Annotated in this window: 11 protein-coding genes; 6 read left to right on the top strand and 5 right to left on the bottom strand. The window is 69.8% G+C overall.

The window, feature by feature from the left end; translation table 11 throughout:
- Positions 1-6: 6 nt before the first annotated feature.
- The 5 genes from ADL12_RS31510 to ADL12_RS31490 all read left to right on the top strand — a co-directional run bounded on the left by ADL12_RS31510 (position 7) and on the right by ADL12_RS31490 (position 5,542).
- Entirely contained in the window at positions 7-1,764 is a 1,758-nt protein-coding gene (locus tag ADL12_RS31510; protein WP_062708071.1) for an SDR family oxidoreductase, read from the top strand.
- Between the two features lie 64 nt (positions 1,765-1,828).
- A complete protein-coding gene (locus tag ADL12_RS31505; RefSeq protein ID WP_062708069.1) occupies positions 1,829-2,806 on the top strand; it encodes a MerR family transcriptional regulator in 978 nt (325 codons plus the stop codon).
- Between the two features lie 122 nt (positions 2,807-2,928).
- Positions 2,929-3,477, top strand: a complete 549-nt coding sequence (locus tag ADL12_RS31500; protein ID WP_062708018.1) for an RNA 2'-phosphotransferase — start codon at positions 2,929-2,931, stop codon at positions 3,475-3,477.
- Between the two features lie 159 nt (positions 3,478-3,636).
- Complete coding sequence (locus ADL12_RS31495; protein ID WP_062708014.1) at positions 3,637-4,539, top strand: LLM class flavin-dependent oxidoreductase; 903 nt, start codon at positions 3,637-3,639, stop codon at positions 4,537-4,539.
- Between the two features lie 112 nt (positions 4,540-4,651).
- On the top strand, positions 4,652-5,542 hold the full coding sequence (locus ADL12_RS31490; protein ID WP_208614659.1) for a Cof-type HAD-IIB family hydrolase: 891 nt from the start codon (positions 4,652-4,654) through the stop codon (positions 5,540-5,542).
- A 24-nt stretch (positions 5,543-5,566) separates the two neighbouring features.
- On the opposite strand, the gene ADL12_RS31485 is transcribed toward ADL12_RS31490, so the two are convergent.
- The 4 genes from ADL12_RS31485 to ADL12_RS31470 form a co-directional block, all read right to left on the bottom strand.
- Positions 5,567-6,649, bottom strand: a complete 1,083-nt coding sequence (locus tag ADL12_RS31485; protein ID WP_062708008.1) for a peptidoglycan DD-metalloendopeptidase family protein — start codon at positions 6,647-6,649, stop codon at positions 5,567-5,569.
- A 159-nt stretch (positions 6,650-6,808) separates the two neighbouring features.
- Positions 6,809-10,345, bottom strand: a complete 3,537-nt coding sequence (gene cydD / locus ADL12_RS31480; RefSeq protein WP_062708006.1) for a thiol reductant ABC exporter subunit CydD — start codon at positions 10,343-10,345, stop codon at positions 6,809-6,811.
- A 63-nt stretch (positions 10,346-10,408) separates the two neighbouring features.
- A complete protein-coding gene (gene cydB, locus ADL12_RS31475) occupies positions 10,409-11,428 on the bottom strand; it encodes a cytochrome d ubiquinol oxidase subunit II (protein WP_062708003.1) in 1,020 nt (339 codons plus the stop codon).
- Between the two features lie 20 nt (positions 11,429-11,448).
- Positions 11,449-12,957 carry a cytochrome ubiquinol oxidase subunit I gene (locus ADL12_RS31470; protein ID WP_062708000.1) on the bottom strand — a complete coding sequence of 503 codons (1,509 nt, stop codon included), beginning with the start codon at positions 12,955-12,957 and terminating at the stop codon, positions 11,449-11,451.
- Positions 12,958-13,103: 146 nt separating this feature from the next.
- Between ADL12_RS31470 and ADL12_RS31465 the strand changes: the two genes are divergently transcribed.
- Positions 13,104-13,496, top strand: coding sequence for a cyclophilin-like fold protein (locus tag ADL12_RS31465; RefSeq protein WP_062707997.1), 393 nt, complete (start codon positions 13,104-13,106; stop codon positions 13,494-13,496).
- A gap of 15 nt (positions 13,497-13,511) precedes the next feature.
- Here ADL12_RS31465 and hisC read toward each other — a convergent pair whose 3' ends face one another.
- On the bottom strand, positions 13,512-14,591 hold the full coding sequence (gene hisC / locus ADL12_RS31460) for a histidinol-phosphate transaminase (protein WP_062707994.1): 1,080 nt from the start codon (positions 14,589-14,591) through the stop codon (positions 13,512-13,514).
- Positions 14,592-14,884 lie beyond the last annotated feature (293 nt).

Below are 14,884 nucleotides of genomic sequence, written 5' to 3'. Positions count from 1 at the left end.
GTGCCGGTGACTCTTCAGGGCGCGCGTGAGCGCCGGGTGCGGACCGGTGGGGTCGAACTGTGCGTCGCCGAGCTCGGTGACCCCGGGCAGCCGACGGTGATCCTCGTGCACGGCTATCCGGACAGCAAGGAGGTGTGGTCCGAGGTTGCGCCGCGGCTGGCCGAGCGCTTCCATGTCGTGCTGTACGACGTCCGGGGCCACGGCCGCTCGACGGCACCGAAGCCGCTGCGGGGCGGCTTCACGCTGGAGAAGCTGACGGACGACTTCCTGGCCGTCGCGGACGCGGTCAGCCCGGACCGGCCGGTGCATCTGGTGGGGCACGACTGGGGCTCGGTGCAGTCCTGGGAGTTCGCCACCGTCAAGCGCACCGAGGGCCGGATCGCCTCCTTCACGTCCATGTCCGGCCCGTCCCTGGACCACTTCGGACACTGGATCAACAGGCGTCTGAAGCGCCCCACCCCACGCCGGGTCGGCCAACTCCTCGGTCAGGGCGCCAAGTCCTGGTACGTGTACGCGCTGCACACGCCCGTGCTGCCCGAACTGGCCTGGCGCGGCCCCCTCGGCAAGCACTGGCCGAAGCTGCTGGAGCGCTTCGAGCAGGTGCCCGGCGCCGGCTACCCGGCCTCGTCGCTGCCGACGGACGCGGCGCACGGGGCGTGGCTGTACCGGGACAACGTACGGGCCCGGCTGCGCCGTCCACGCACGGACGCGTACGCGCACGCACCCGTGCAGCTCATCACGCCCCTCGGGGACGCCTTCCTGTCGGAGAAGCTCTACGACGAACTGGAGCAGTGGGTCCCGCAGTTGACCCGGCGCACACTTGCGGCGAAGCACTGGATCCCGCGCTCCCGCCCGGACCAACTGGCGGCCTGGATCACGGAGTTCGTGACGTCCGTGGAGGGCGGGCGGCCGGAAGCGGTGACGGCGACCGGGAAGTACGCCGATCGCTTCGGCGGGCAGCTCGTCCTGGTCACCGGTGCCGGCAGCGGCATCGGGCGGGCGACGGCGTACGCGTTCGCCGAGGCCGGCGCGCGCGTGGTGGCCGTCGACCGGGACGCCGAGGCCGCGGCCCGCACCGCCGAGATGTCCCGCCTGATCGGCGCCCCCGCAGCCTGGGCGGAGACGGTCGACGTCTCCGACGAGCAGGCCATGGAGAAGCTCGCCGAGAAGGTCGCCACCGAGTACGGCGTGGTGGACGTCCTGGTGAACAACGCCGGGATCGGACTGTCGGGCTCGTTCTTCGACACCACACCGGAGGACTGGAAGAAGGTCCTCGACGTCAACCTGTGGGGTGTCATCCACGGCTGCCGCCTGTTCGGCAAGCAGATGACCGAGCGCGGGCAGGGCGGCCACATCGTCAACACCGCCTCGGCGGCGGCGTACCAGCCCTCCAAGGCACTGCCCGCCTACAGCACCTCCAAGGCAGCCGTGCTGATGCTGAGCGAGTGCCTGCGGGCGGAACTGGCCGGCCAGGGCATCGGCGTCACCGCGATATGCCCCGGCTTCGTCAACACCAACATCACCTCGACCGCGCACTTCGCCGGGGTCGACTCCGAGGAGGAGAAGCGGCGCCAGAAGAAGTCCGCGCGGCTTTACGGGCTGCGGAACTATCCGCCGGAGAAGGTCGCCGACGCGATCCTGCGGGCGGTGGTGCGCGGTGAGGCCGTGGTTCCGGTGACGCCGGAGGCTCGCGGGGCGTATCTCATGTCGAGGTTCACACCGAGGGCGCTGCGCAGGATCGCGCGGTTGGAGCCGCCGCTATGAGTGGGGAGCCACCGCTGTGAGTGAGGTCAGCCGGACGGCCTACCAGCGCGGTGGGGTCGGCCGCCTGGCCGATCAGCGCGGTGAGGTCGGCCCCGCGGGCGGCGGGCCGGCCCCTCCCGCCTACCGGATCGAGGACCTCGCGCACCTCAGCGGTGCCACCGTCCGCACCATCCGCGCCTACCAGGACCGGGGCCTGCTCCCCCGCCCCGAGCGCCGCGGCCGGGCCAACGTCTACTCCGACGCCCACCTCGTCCGCCTGCGCCAGATCGCCGACCTCCTCGACCGCGGCTACACCCTGGCCTCCATCAAGGAACTCCTTCAGGCCTGGGACGCCGGCCGCGGCCTCGGCGGAGTGCTCGGGCTGGTCGCCGAGGTGGACGGGCCGTGGACCGACGAGGAGGCCGTACGGATCTCGCGTGCCGAGCTGGTCGAGCGCTTCGGCGGCACCCCGGACGACGCGGCGGTGGCCGATGCCGTGGACCTCGGCGTGCTGGAGCCCGTCTCCGGCGACGACGACTCCTTCCTCGTGCCGAGCCCTCAAGAGCTCGCCGTGGCAGTGGAGTTGCACGCGGCCGGCGTTCCCCTCTCCGCGATCTCGGGACACCTAAGGGAGTTGAGGGGCCAGGTCGAGCACATCGCCGCCCGCTTCCTGGAGTTCACCACCGAACACGTCTTCGCCCGCTACCTCGACGGTCCACACCGTCCGACGGACGCCGAAGCGGCCGAAGCGGCCTCTCTCGTACGACGGCTGCGCCCGCTCGCTCAGCAGTCGGTGGAAGCGGAACTCGCCCGGGCGATGCGCCTGTTGGCCGTGCGGCACCTGCGTCAGCACCTGGATCCGGGCGAGACGCCCGATCTGCGGAATCGGACGCGTTCCGTGACCGTCCCCGCCGAAACGATGGCGGCCGTGGAGAGGCTTGTTGGCCCGGAGCAGGCTTCGTCCTTCATCGCGTTGGCCGCCGAACGGGAGGTGCGGGCCCGCGCCTTGGACCGGCTTGCCGCAAGTAACTCCACATCAGCTGATCTTGACGAAACCTCTTGAATGGGTGGGTCGTTGTCCACAGAATCGCCAATTCCCCTGTGGATAACCACACTTGGTTGTGGATCAAACATCCGGAGCGAAATCATTCGCGTGATTCACACCTCTCCCGGCACGCTGGTGGCATGGACGAAAGACGCACCGTGAAGGTGTCGAAGTACCTCTCGAAACACCTGCGCCATCAGCCCGAGCGAATCGGGCTCACGCTCGACGAGGCCGGCTGGGTCGAGATCGACACCTTGATCGCCGCCGCGGCCGCGCACGGATTCCGGTTCACCCGGGAAGAGCTGGACCACGTGGTCGCCGCCAATGACAAGCAGCGCTTCGCGATCGAGGGCAGCCGGATCCGCGCCAGCCAGGGTCACAGCATCGACGTCGACCTCGGACTGCCTCCGGCGACGCCACCGCCGTGCCTCTACCACGGCACCGTGGCCCACAGCCTCGACGCGATCCGCGCCGAAGGCCTGCGGCCCATGAACAGGCACGACGTGCACCTCTCACCCGACCGCGAGACCGCCACGCGAGTCGGCGCCCGGCGTGGCCGCCCCGTGGTGCTCTGCGTGGACGCCGACGCCATGCACCGCGACGGCCATGTCTTCCACGTCAGCGCCAACGGGGTGTGGCTGACGAAGGCCGTGCCGCCGGAGTACCTGCGTTTTCCCGAGTCGGACTGACCCCCCGCCCGGCAGGATCAGTGGTATCGACCGCTCCAGGAACCATCGCATCCAGGATGCCATCGCACGGATGCCGGTGATCAGCCTCCCTCCGTGGCTGATCAGCCGCGTGCGGTGACTGTTTCACGTGAAACCCGTTCGGCCGCTTACGCTCGACACATGAGTCTGCGCCTGAGCACCGTGATCCTCCCGTACCGTCGCTGGTCCGAGGGGGGCCGCGAGGCATGGCAGCGCGCGGAGCAGCTCGGTTTCCACACCGCGTACACCTACGACCACCTGTCCTGGCGCAGCTTCCGGGACGGCCCGTGGTTCGGTGCCGTGCCGACGCTGACCGCCGCCGCGGCCGTCACCGACCGTCTGCGGCTGGGCACTCTGGTGACCTCGCCGAACTTCCGGCATCCGGTGCCCTACGCCAAGGAACTGATCTCCCTCGACGACATCTCCGACGGCCGCTTCACCTTCGGCGTCGGTGCGGGCGGCTCCGGGTTCGACGCCACCGTGCTCGGCCAGGATCCGTGGACGCCGCGCGAGCGGGCCGACCGGTTCGCCGAGTTCGTCCAGCTCCTGGACCGGCTGCTGACCGAGGACTCGGTGTCGTACGAGGGCGACTTCTATTCAGCGCACGAGGCGCGCAACATCCCCGGTTGTGTGCAGCGCCCCCGGCTGCCCTTCGCGGTTGCCGCGACCGGCCCGCGCGGGCTGCGGCTCGCAGCGCGGTACGGGCAGGCGTGGGTGACCACGGGCGACCCCAAGCTGTACGAGAACGGCACTCCTGAACAGTCGATTCAAGCCATTCGCGGACAGGCCGAGAAGCTGGCCGACGCCTGCGCCGAGATCGGCCGGGACTCCGCCGACCTCGACAAGATCCTGCTCACCGGTTTCACCCCGGACCGCGGCCGCCCACTGGAGTCCCTCGACGCGTTCGTGGACTTCGCGGGGCGCCATCAGGAACTGGGATTCACCGAGATCGTGGTCCACTGGCCGATCCCCGATTCGGACTTCGCGGCCGACGAGAAGGTCTTCGAGCAGATCGCCATGGAGGCGGCGGCGCAGCTGCGGTGAGCTGGTCGGGCGCGACAGTGCTGGTCAAGGCGGTGAGGGCGGCGTTCTCAGGGGCTGTTTCTCCTCAGCTGCCGCCTCAGATGTGCGGACTGCCGCACGGCCGTGCAGGCATATGCGGGAGAATGACCCGGTGACCTCAGCGACTCGACAGCCCCAGACCCCGGCCGCCGCCGCTGTCCGCCCGCGGCTCATCGCCACCGACCTGGACGGCACCCTTCTGCGGGACGACAAGTCGGTCTCCCCCCGTACGGTGGCCGCGCTGGCCGCCGCCGAGGAGGCAGGCATCGAGGTGTTCTTCGTTACCGGCCGGCCGGCCCGCTGGATGGACGTCGTCAGCGACCACGTCCACGGTCATGGCCTCGCGATCTGCGGCAACGGCGCCGCTGTGGTCGACCTGCACGGCGGCCCCGGCACCCACCGGTTCGTGAAGGTACGGGAGCTGGCGCGGGAGAACGCGCTGGACGCCGTACGACTGCTGCGCGAGGCGGCTCCGGGCACGGTGTACGCGGTGGAGCAGACGTACGGCTTCTACCAGGAGCCGGACTATCCCAAGCTGCACATGGAGATACCGGACCAGCTCGCGCCGGCCGAGGACCTCTTGGCCCCTGACGCCCCCGGCGCCCACGAGCCGGTCCTCAAGATCCTCGCCTACCACCACACCCTGGACCCCGACGCCTTCCTCACCCTCGCCCGCCTCGCCATCGGCGACCGCGCCAATGTCACCCGCTCCAGCCCCAGCGCCCTGCTGGAGATCAGCGGCCCCGGCGTCTCCAAAGCCAGCACGCTCGCCCTGTGCTGTGCCGAGCGCGGTATCTCGCACGAGGAGGTCGTGGCCTTCGGGGACATGCCGAACGACGTGGAAATGCTGACCTGGGCGGGCCAGTCGTACGCGATGGGCAACGCGCACCCGGACGTCATCGCCGCCGCGTCGGGGCGGACGGTCGCCAACAACGAGGACGGTGTGGCGGTCGTGATCGAACAGTTGCTGGCGGAGCGGCACTAGGCCTGCCCGACCCGCCTTTCCCCCTCACCCGAGCTGCACCCCCCGCGCCGCCAGCCATGGCACCGGATCCAACGCCGAGCCCATCTGCGCAGTGACCCGCACCTCGAAGTGCAGGTGGGGCCCGGTGGAGTTGCCGGTCGTGCCCGTCTGGCCGATCCACTGCCCGGTGTCCACGCGCTCGCCCTGGTCGACGGCGACGGAGGCGAGGTGGGCGTACTGCGTGTAGTAGCCGTCCGCGTGCCGGACGACGATCTCCATGCCGAAGGCGCCCCCGCACGACACCCTGGCCACACGTCCGTCCCCGACCGCCCGCACCGGCGTACCGATCGGCACCGCAAAGTCCTGCCCGGTGTGCCGGTTCGCCCACCGCGACCCGCCGCTGCCGAACCCGGCGGACAGCTCGTACGACTCCACCGGTGCGACCCACTCGGTCGTGAAGTCCTTCTGCTGCTGGTCGAGCCGAATGGCACCGGCGCAGGAGCCGGCGGCCACGGAGGCCTCGGCCTGTCCCTGCAACTGCCACCGCGCCGCTTCGAGCTTCTGCTCGATGCCCTTCTTCAACTCGGCCAGCTCGGCGTTGCGCTTGTCCAGGATCTGCCAGGCCGCCGCGGCCTTGGCCTCGTCCGTGGCCAGCCGGGCCTCGGCTCGACGGTTCTTCTCGATGGCGTTGTTGACGGCCAGGTTCGTCTGCGAGAAGACGTGTTGACCGCGCATCAACTGATCCGGGCTCTTGGCGAGGATCAACTGCGCGGTGAGGGGCATCCCGCCGCTGCTGCGGTACTGGGCGCGTGCGATCCGGCCCAGGTCCTCGTGCAGGACGCCGATCTGCCGCCGTTCGCGTTCGAGCAGCGTCTCGATCCGCTGTGCTTTCGCCCGCTGCACCTCGGCCTGCTGCCGCCCCGCCTCGTACCGCTGCGTCGCCAGGGCCGCATCCTCGTACAGCTGCGCCACCTGCGCACCGAGGCCCAAGTCGCCGCCGGTTCCCCCGCCGTTGCGGTCCGTGGAGTCCTTCCCGTCGCCGGAGGCGTCGGCGGGCGGGGTGACGAGCAGGGTGAGCGCGCACAGCAGCGCCGGAACGACCAGGCGATTGCGGCGAAATGAGCGCATGTCAGCGATCCTGGCCCCTGGGCGGGGTCCCGGTCCTGTTCAGGTCGTACGCCTGGGGGAACGTGTTGCTGCGGACGGGTCAGTACGGCTGTTGACGCAAGCGTCGATGAGCGGTCCCCGCCGGAGAGCAGTCACCCAAGACACGGGGCCGGTCGCGCACTACGGCGCCCCCACCAGCAAATCCGCCTCCTCCTCCCGCTCCACCATTCCCCGCAGCGGCCCGTCCACAGCGGCGAGCTCCACGAACGCCCCCCGCTGCACCACACGCCCCTCGTCCAGGACGACCACCTCGTCCACTGCCTCCAGACCGGCCAGTCGATGGGTGATGAGCAGGGTCGTACGGCCCTCGGTGGCGGCCAGCAGGTCGGCGGTGAGGGCGTCGGCGGTGGGCAGATCGAGGTGCTCGGCGGGCTCGTCGAGCACGAGGACGGGGAAGTCGGCGAGCAGGGCGCGGGCCAGCGCGAGCCGCTGCCGCTGCCCGCCCGACAGCCGCGCCCCGTGCTCGCCCACGAGCGTGTCCAGCCCGTCGGGCAGGCTGTCGGCCCAGTCGAGCAACCGGGCCCGCTCGAGGGCGTCGCGCAGTTCGGCCTCGGTGGCGCCCTTCTTGGCGAGGAGCAGGTTCTCGCGCACGGAGCTGTCGAAGAGGTGCGCGTCCTGCGCGCACAGCCCCACGAGCCGCCGTACGTCGTCGCCGTCCCATGCGTACGCGTCCACGCCGCCCAGCGTGTATGTGCCCGCCTCTGCGTCGAGGAAGCGCAGCAGCACCTGCGCCAGCGTCGTCTTGCCGGATCCGGACGGGCCGACCACGGCGATCCGGCGGCCCTCCTCCAAGGTCAGGTCGAGTCCGGCGAGCGCGTCCCGGTCCTGCCCCGCGTGGCGGGCGGTCAGGCCCCTGACGACGACCGGGAACGGCGACGCGGGCGCCTGCCGGGGCTGCTCCGGCTCCCGTACGGGCTCAGGGGCGTCCAGTACCTCGTACACACGCTCCGCGCTCTTGTGCACCCGCTGCCGGTACTGCACGGCGAGCGGCAGCCCCAGGACGGCCTCGAAGGCGGCCAGCGGGGTGAGGACGACCACGGCCATCGTGACGCCGCCCAGCCGCCCGTCGACGACCGCCTGGGCGCCCACAAGGGCCGTGGCGGCGACGGTGAGCCCGGAGATCAGCGCGGTGAGCCCGTCGCCGAGCGCGGTGGCGGTGGCGGCCCGCGAGGCGATCCGGGTGAGCGCCCCGTCAGCCCGCCGCGCTTCGGCCCTACGGCTGGGCAGGGCGCCCGCGACGGTCAGCTCCGCGGTGCCAGTGAGCAGATCCGTCACACGTGTCGCGAGCACTCCGCGGGCGGGGGCCAGCCTGCGCTCGGCACGGCGGGCTACGGCACCCGTGACGAGCGGGACACCGGCCCCGGCAGCCAGGAGCCCCATCGCGAGCACGCAACCGGCCTCAGGCAGCAGCCACGCGGTGAAGCCGACGGCCCCGGCGGACACGACGGTCGCCGCAGCCGCGGGCAACAGCCACCGCAGCCAATAGTCCTGCAGTGCGTCCACATCGGCGACGAGCCGCGACAGCAGATCGCCCCGGCGCGTGCGACTCAGCCCGGCGGGCGCCAGCCGCTCCAGCCGCCGGTACACAGCGACCCGGGTGTCGGCCAGCATGCGCAGCACCGCATCGTGCGACACCAGTCGCTCGGCGTACCGGAAGACGGCCCGCCCGATGCCGAAGGCCCGCGTCGCTGTCACGGCCACCATCAGGTGGAGCACGGGCGGCTGCTGCGAGGCCCGCGAGATGAGCCACCCGGAGGTGGCCATGAGCCCGACGGCACTGCCGAGCGCGAGGCTCCCGAGCAGCAGCGCGAGGGCGAGGCGACCGCGCCGGGGCCCCGACATGGCGCGGACACGGGCGAGGACGCCCCGTGCGCCCGTCGCGAGCGGCACGGTCTCGGCGTCGGCCGAAGCGGCCTGAGCTTCGTCCGCGGCAGTACCGCCATGTGCTTCCCGCTCGATCGAGCGGTCGGCGGCGGGCACGGGCGCATGGGGCAGTGCGCCTGCCTGCACAGGTACCGCGGCTTCCGACAGCCGCACCACCCGGTCCGCCACGCCCAGCAGCGCCGGGCGATGCACCACCAACAGCACCGTCCGCCCCACCGCCAGCCTCCGCACGGCCTCCACGACCTCGGCTTCGGTGGCCCCGTCGAGCGCGGCCGTCGGCTCATCGAGCAGCAGTACGGGCCGGTCCGCGAGGAACGCCCGGGCCAGCGCGAGCCGCTGCCGCTGCCCTGCGGACAGCCCGGCCCCGTCCTCACCCAGCACGGTGTCCACGCCCCGGGGCAGCGCCTCCACGAACTCCAGCGCCCCGGCGTCCTCCAGCGCACGTCGTACGGCAGCGTCGTCCGCGTCGGGACGGGCCAGCCGTACGTTCTCGGCGATCGTCCCGGCGTACAGATGCGGCCGCTGCGGCACCCAGGCGATGCGTGAGCGCCACTCCTGCAGATCGAGTTCGGCGAGGTCGGCTCCCCCGACCAGCACCCGCCCTTCGGCCGGCCGCACGAACCCCAACAGCACGTTCAGAAGCGTCGACTTACCCGCACCGCTCGGTCCGACGAGCGCGACCGTCTCTCCGGGCGCGACGGAGAGGGACACGTCCGACACGGCGTCGGCGGACCGTCCGGGGTAGCGGACCGAGACTCCCTCGAACGACACCGTCCCCGTCGGCACCGCCGCGGTCCCTGAGGCGGGCACCGGCGTCTCCAGCACCTCGAAGATCTCCTCGGCCGCGGCCAGCCCCTCGGCCGCCGCGTGGTACTGCGCGCCCACCTGACGCAGCGGGAGATAGGCCTCGGGGGCCAGCACGAGGATGACCAGGCCGTCATACAGATGCATCTCGCCATGGACGAGCCGCATGCCGATCGTCACGGCGACCAGTGCCACCGAGAGCGTGGAGAGCAGCTCCAGTGCGAATGAGGAGATGAAGGCGATCCGCAGGGTCCGCATGGTCGCCCTGCGGTACTCGCCGGTGATGCGCCGGATCGACTCGGCCTGTGCCTTGGCCCGCCCGAACACCTTCAGGGTCGGCAGCCCGGCGACGACGTCCAGGAAGTGGCCAGACAGCCGGGACAGCAGCCTCCACTGACGGTCCATCCGGGACTGCGTGGCCCAGCCGATCAGCATCATGAAGATCGGAATCAGCGGCAGGGTGCCGACAATGATCGCCGCCGAGACCCAGTCCTCGGTCACGATCCGCGCCAGCACGGCCACGGGCACGACCACCGCGAGCCCCAACTGCGGAAGGTAGCGCGAGAAGTAGTCGTCGAGGGCGTCGATGCCGCGCGTGGCGAGGGCAACCAGCGATCCGGTTCGCTGTCCACTCAGCCATCCGGGCCCCAGCTCAGCCGACCGCTCCAGCAGCCGCGCCCGCAGCTCAGACTTCACCGCCGAGCTCGCGCGGTGAGCGGCGAGCTCAGTGAGCCAGGCGATGACTGCGCGGCCGACCGCGACAGCGGCCAACAGCAGTAGGGGAGTGCGGAGTTCAGCGGCGGACATCCCGTGCTCGAACGCACCCACCACCGCCTCGGCGATGAGCATCGCCTGCGCAATGACCAGCACCGCACCGACGGCACCCAGACCGACGACCGCGATCAGGAAGAGGCGAGTAGTGCGGGCGTATCGGAGAAGACGCGGATCGATCGGTTTCACGTGAAACATGCCCTTCGGTCCAGGGCGGGGTGTTTCATGTGAAACATCGTGAACCACCCCGCCACAGCGGACTCAGTGCGTGGCCCCCGCGGCGGCGTCCGCAGCGATGTGCTGCGTGCCGATCCGCTTGCGGAAGACCCAGTAGGTCCAGCCCTGGTAGAGCATGACGATCGGCGTGGCGATCACCGCGCACCAGGTCATGATCTTCAGCGTGTAGGGACTCGATGAGGCGTTGGTGACCGTGAGGCTCCACTCGTCATTGAGTGAGGACGGCATGACGTTCGGGAAGAGCGTCAGGAAGAGCATCGCCACGGCGGCCACGATGGTGACGCCGGAGAAGGCGAACGACCATCCCTCGCGCCCGACCTGGTTCGCCACGAGCGCGGCGACCAGCGCGGCGACAGCCACGATCAGCGCGACCAGACTCTCGCCATCGCCGTTCTCGGCCTGCGTCCAGAGCAGGAAGATCAGCGCCAGCACGGCTGCGGCCAGACCGACCCGAAGGGCCAGCGTCCGCGCCCGCTCCCGGATCTCCCCGACGGTCTTGAGCGCGGTGAACACCGCGCCGTGGAAGGTGAACAGCGTCAGCGTCACCAGGCCGCCGAGGAGCGCGTACGGGTTGAGCAGGTCCAAAAGGTTGCCGACGTACTCATGACTCTGGTCGATCTTCACGCCCCGCACGATGTTGCCGAAGGCCACACCCCACAGGAACGCCGGGATCAGCGAGCACCAGAAGATCGCGTTCTCCCAGTTGCGCTGCCAATTCTCCTCGGGTCGCTTGGCCCGGTACTCGAAGGCGACACCCCGGACGATCAGGCTGACCAGGATGAGTAGCAGCGGCAGATAGAAGCCCGAGAAGAGCGTGGCGTACCACTCGGGGAAGGCAGCGAAGGTCGCACCGCCGGCCGAGAGCAGCCACACCTCGTTGCCGTCCCAGACGGGGCCGATGGTGTTGATCAGCACCCGACGCTCAGGCCGGTTGCGGGCCAGCAGCTTGGTGAGGACGCCGACCCCGAAGTCGAAGCCCTCCAGGAAGAAGTAGCCGATCCACAGGACGGCGATCAGGACGAACCAGACGTCGTGAAGTTCCATGACTGTGCAGCTCCCTCGGCCTAGTACGAGAAGGCCATCGGCTTGTCGGCGTCACGGGAGTCGCCGCCGATCTTCGTGGGCGGGTTCAGGTCGGCCTCGCTGAGCTCGGGCGGGCCGGCCTTGACGTACTTCGCGAGCAGCTTGACCTCGACGACGGCGAGGATGGCGTAGAGCGCGGTGAAGACGATCATCGAGGTGAGGACCTCGCCCTGGGAGACACCGGGGGAGACCGCGTCCCGGGTCTGCAGCACGCCGTAGACGACCCACGGCTGGCGGCCCATCTCGGTGAAGATCCAGCCCCAGGAGTTGGCGATCAGCGGGAAGGCCAGGGTCCAGATCGCGATGCGCCAGTACCACTTCGTCAGCTTCGGGCCGAGCGCCTTCTTCGGGAGCAGCGCCAGATGCGGCACCTCGTCGTCGGCAACCCTCAGGTGCTGCGGCAGCATGAACTTCTTGCGGGTCAGCCACAGTCCGACCAGGCCGATGGCGAACGACGCCATGCCGAAGCCGATCATCCAGCGGAAGCCCCAGTAGGCGACGGGGATGTTGGGCCGGTAGTCGCCTGGACCGTACTTCTCCTGTTCGGCCTTGTTGACGTCGTTGATGCCGGGAACGTACGAGGTGAAGTCGTCCTTGGCCAGGAAGGACAGCAGGCCCGGAATCTCGATGGCGACCTTGTTGTGGCCCTTGTCGACGTCGCCGACGGCGAAGACCGAGAAGGGCGCGGGCTCCTCGCCGTCCCACAGCGCCTCGGCCGCGGCCATCTTCATCGGCTGCTGCTCGTACATGATCTTGCCGAGGACGTCGCCGCTGATCGCGGTGAGCATGCCACCGATGACGACGGTGACCAGGCCGAGCCGCAGCGAGGTCTTCATCTCGCGGATGTGCTTCTTGCGCAGCAGGTGGAAGGCGGAGATGCCGACCATGAACGCGCCACCGGTGAGGAAGGCCGCCGAGAGGGTGTGGAAGGCCTGGGCGAGGGCGGTGTTCTGAGTCAGCACGAGCCAGAAGTCGGTGAGCTCGGCGCGCCCCTTGGCCTCATTGATCTTGTAACCGACCGGGTGCTGCATCCACGAGTTGGCCGCGAGGATGAAGTAGGCCGACAGGATCGTGCCGATGGAGACCATCCACATACAGGCCAGGTGGATCTTCTTCGGCAGCTTGTCCCAGCCGAAGATCCACAGGCCGATGAAGGTGGACTCGAAGAAGAAGGCGATCAGGGCCTCGAAGGCGAGCGGAGCGCCGAAGACGTCGCCGACGAACCGGGAGTAGTCGGACCAGTTCATGCCGAACTGGAACTCCTGCACGATGCCGGTGACCACACCCATCGCGATGTTGATCAGGAAGAGCTTGCCCCAGAACTTCGTCGCTCTGAGGTACTTCTCCTTCTCCGTGCGCACCCAGGCGGTCTGCAGTCCGGCCGTGAGGGCGGCCAGCGAGATCGTCAGGGGGACGAACAGGAAGTGGTAGACGGTGGTGATACCGAACTGCCAGCGCGCCAGAGTCTCCGGCGCCAAAGCCAGGTCCACGTCGCCGCTCCTTACCTACCGCTTGTGAAAGCGTTCACATTCACAAGCAATTATGCAGCATCCGACTTTCCGACCCTCCAAGGGGGGTCCCCTCGCCAGAACCAACCCCTTGGCGAGGCTCTTCAACATATTGTTGAATCGACGGCATGCAGACACAGCAGCCACTACGGATACGGATCTCCTGGCCCGCGGGGCACCTCACCGCGAGCCTCGACGACACTCCGACCACGCAGGCCCTCGCCAAGGCCCTGCCCCTCGTCTCCACCGCCCTTACGTGGGGCGAGGAGGTCTACTTCGACACGGGCGTCGCCGTTCCACGTGAAACCAACGCCCGGCAGGTCGTCGCCCCTGGCACGGTCACCTTCTGGACGGACGGCGACGCGCTCGCCCTCCCCTACGGACCCACGCCGATCTCGCGGGGCGACGAGTGCCGCCTCGCGAGCCCGTGCAACGTCCTCGGCCACATAGACGGCGATCCCCGCCTGCTGGCGACCGTCCGCGCCGGCGACCCCGTGCGCGTGGAGCTCGTGGACGCCTGACCTCCCTGCGGAGCCTTACAGCTCCTTACGGAACCCTTCCGCCACCTTCAGGAAGATGTCGTTCGCCTCGGCCTCCCCGACCGTCACCCGCACACCCTCGCCGGGGAACGGTCGGACCACCACGCCATGCTGCTCGCAGGCCGCCGCGAAGTCGACCGTGCGCTCCCCCAGCCGCAGCCACACGAAGTTGGCCTGGGTCTCGGGCACCGTCCAGCCCTGGGCACGCAGCCCGTCGACCACGCGGTTGCGCTCGCACACCAACGAGCCGACCCGGCCGAGCAGTTCGTCCTCGGCACGCAGCGAGGCGATGGCCGCGTCCTGCGCGAGCTGGCTCACCCCGAAGGGCACGGCCGTCTTGCGCAGCGCCGCCGCGACCGGCTCATGGGCGATCGCGAAGCCGACGCGGAGACCGGCGAGGCCGTACGCCTTGGAAAACGTCCGCAGGACACACACGTTCGGCCGCTCGCGGTAGATCTCCACGCCGTCCGGCACCTCGGGGTCGCGGATGAACTCGCGGTACGCCTCGTCGAGCACCACCAGCACATCGCTGGGCACCCGGTCGAGGAACCGCTCCAGCTCGGCCCGCTTCACGACCGTGCCCGTCGGGTTGTTGGGGTTGCAGACGAAGATGAGCCTGGTCCGGTCGGTGATGGCGGCGGCCATCGCGTCCAGGTCGTGCACATCGCCGGGAGTCAGCGGCACCTTCACGGACGTGGCACCGCTGATCTGCGTGATGATCGGGTACGCCTCGAAGGACCGCCAGGCGTAGATGACCTCGTCGCCCGGTCCGGACGTGGCCTGAAGCAGCTGCTGGGCGACGCCGACCGAGCCGGTGCCGGTGGCCAGGTGGGAGGCCGGGACGCCGAAGCGCTCGGACAGCTCGTTCATCAGCCCGGTGCACATCATGTCCGGGTAGCGGTTGAAGGACGAGGCGGCGGCCGTCACGGTCTCCATCACACCGGGCAGCGGCGGATAGGGGTTCTCGTTGGAGGACAGCTTGTAGGCCGCCGGACCACCGGCCGCGGCAGGCTTGCCGGGCTTGTAGGTGGGGATCCCCTCCAGCTCGGCGCGCAGCTTGGGGCTCGTCTCGCTCACCGCAGTCCTCCTCGCGACCACCGGCGGCCCATCACCGCCGCCGGCTCCAATACTCCTCACCTTATGAGGATTCGGCGCCGATGCGTACAGGTGCGACGGACGCCCTCGACTGCAGACCCCTTCTGTCACACCTGCATCAGGGGCATCACTGTACGAAGCTGTACGAATTGGGGGGCGCATCACACATATATCTACGCGCCGGTGGCTTGCGCCGTGGCGCGCATCCCTCGTGAAGGTGAGTTGAGACCTCTTCGAAACATCGGACACTTGGCAGGCCCATGCGTGTCGACAAG

The organism is Streptomyces regalis, assembly GCF_001509475.1.
In the GTDB taxonomy this organism is placed as follows: domain Bacteria; phylum Actinomycetota; class Actinomycetes; order Streptomycetales; family Streptomycetaceae; genus Streptomyces; species Streptomyces regalis.
The sequence above is the reverse complement of the archived record's forward strand: the minus strand, read 5'-3'. Positions and strand labels throughout refer to the sequence as shown.

What these genes read in the sequence shown, in the direction of transcription:
- ADL12_RS31500 (WP_062708018.1), top strand. Translation starts at nt 2,929, where the DNA reads ATGGACGAAAGACGCACCGTGAAGGTGTCGAAGTACCTCTCGAAACAC.
- cydD (WP_062708006.1), bottom strand. Translation starts at nt 10,345, where the DNA reads ATGTTTCACGTGAAACCGATCGATCCGCGTCTTCTCCGATACGCCCGC.
- ADL12_RS31490 (WP_208614659.1), top strand. Translation starts at nt 4,652, where the DNA reads ATGCGGGAGAATGACCCGGTGACCTCAGCGACTCGACAGCCCCAGACC.
- cydB (WP_062708003.1), bottom strand. Translation starts at nt 11,428, where the DNA reads ATGGAACTTCACGACGTCTGGTTCGTCCTGATCGCCGTCCTGTGGATC.
- ADL12_RS31495 (WP_062708014.1), top strand. Translation starts at nt 3,637, where the DNA reads ATGAGTCTGCGCCTGAGCACCGTGATCCTCCCGTACCGTCGCTGGTCC.
- ADL12_RS31485 (WP_062708008.1), bottom strand. Translation starts at nt 6,649, where the DNA reads ATGCGCTCATTTCGCCGCAATCGCCTGGTCGTTCCGGCGCTGCTGTGC.
- ADL12_RS31465 (WP_062707997.1), top strand. Translation starts at nt 13,104, where the DNA reads ATGCAGACACAGCAGCCACTACGGATACGGATCTCCTGGCCCGCGGGG.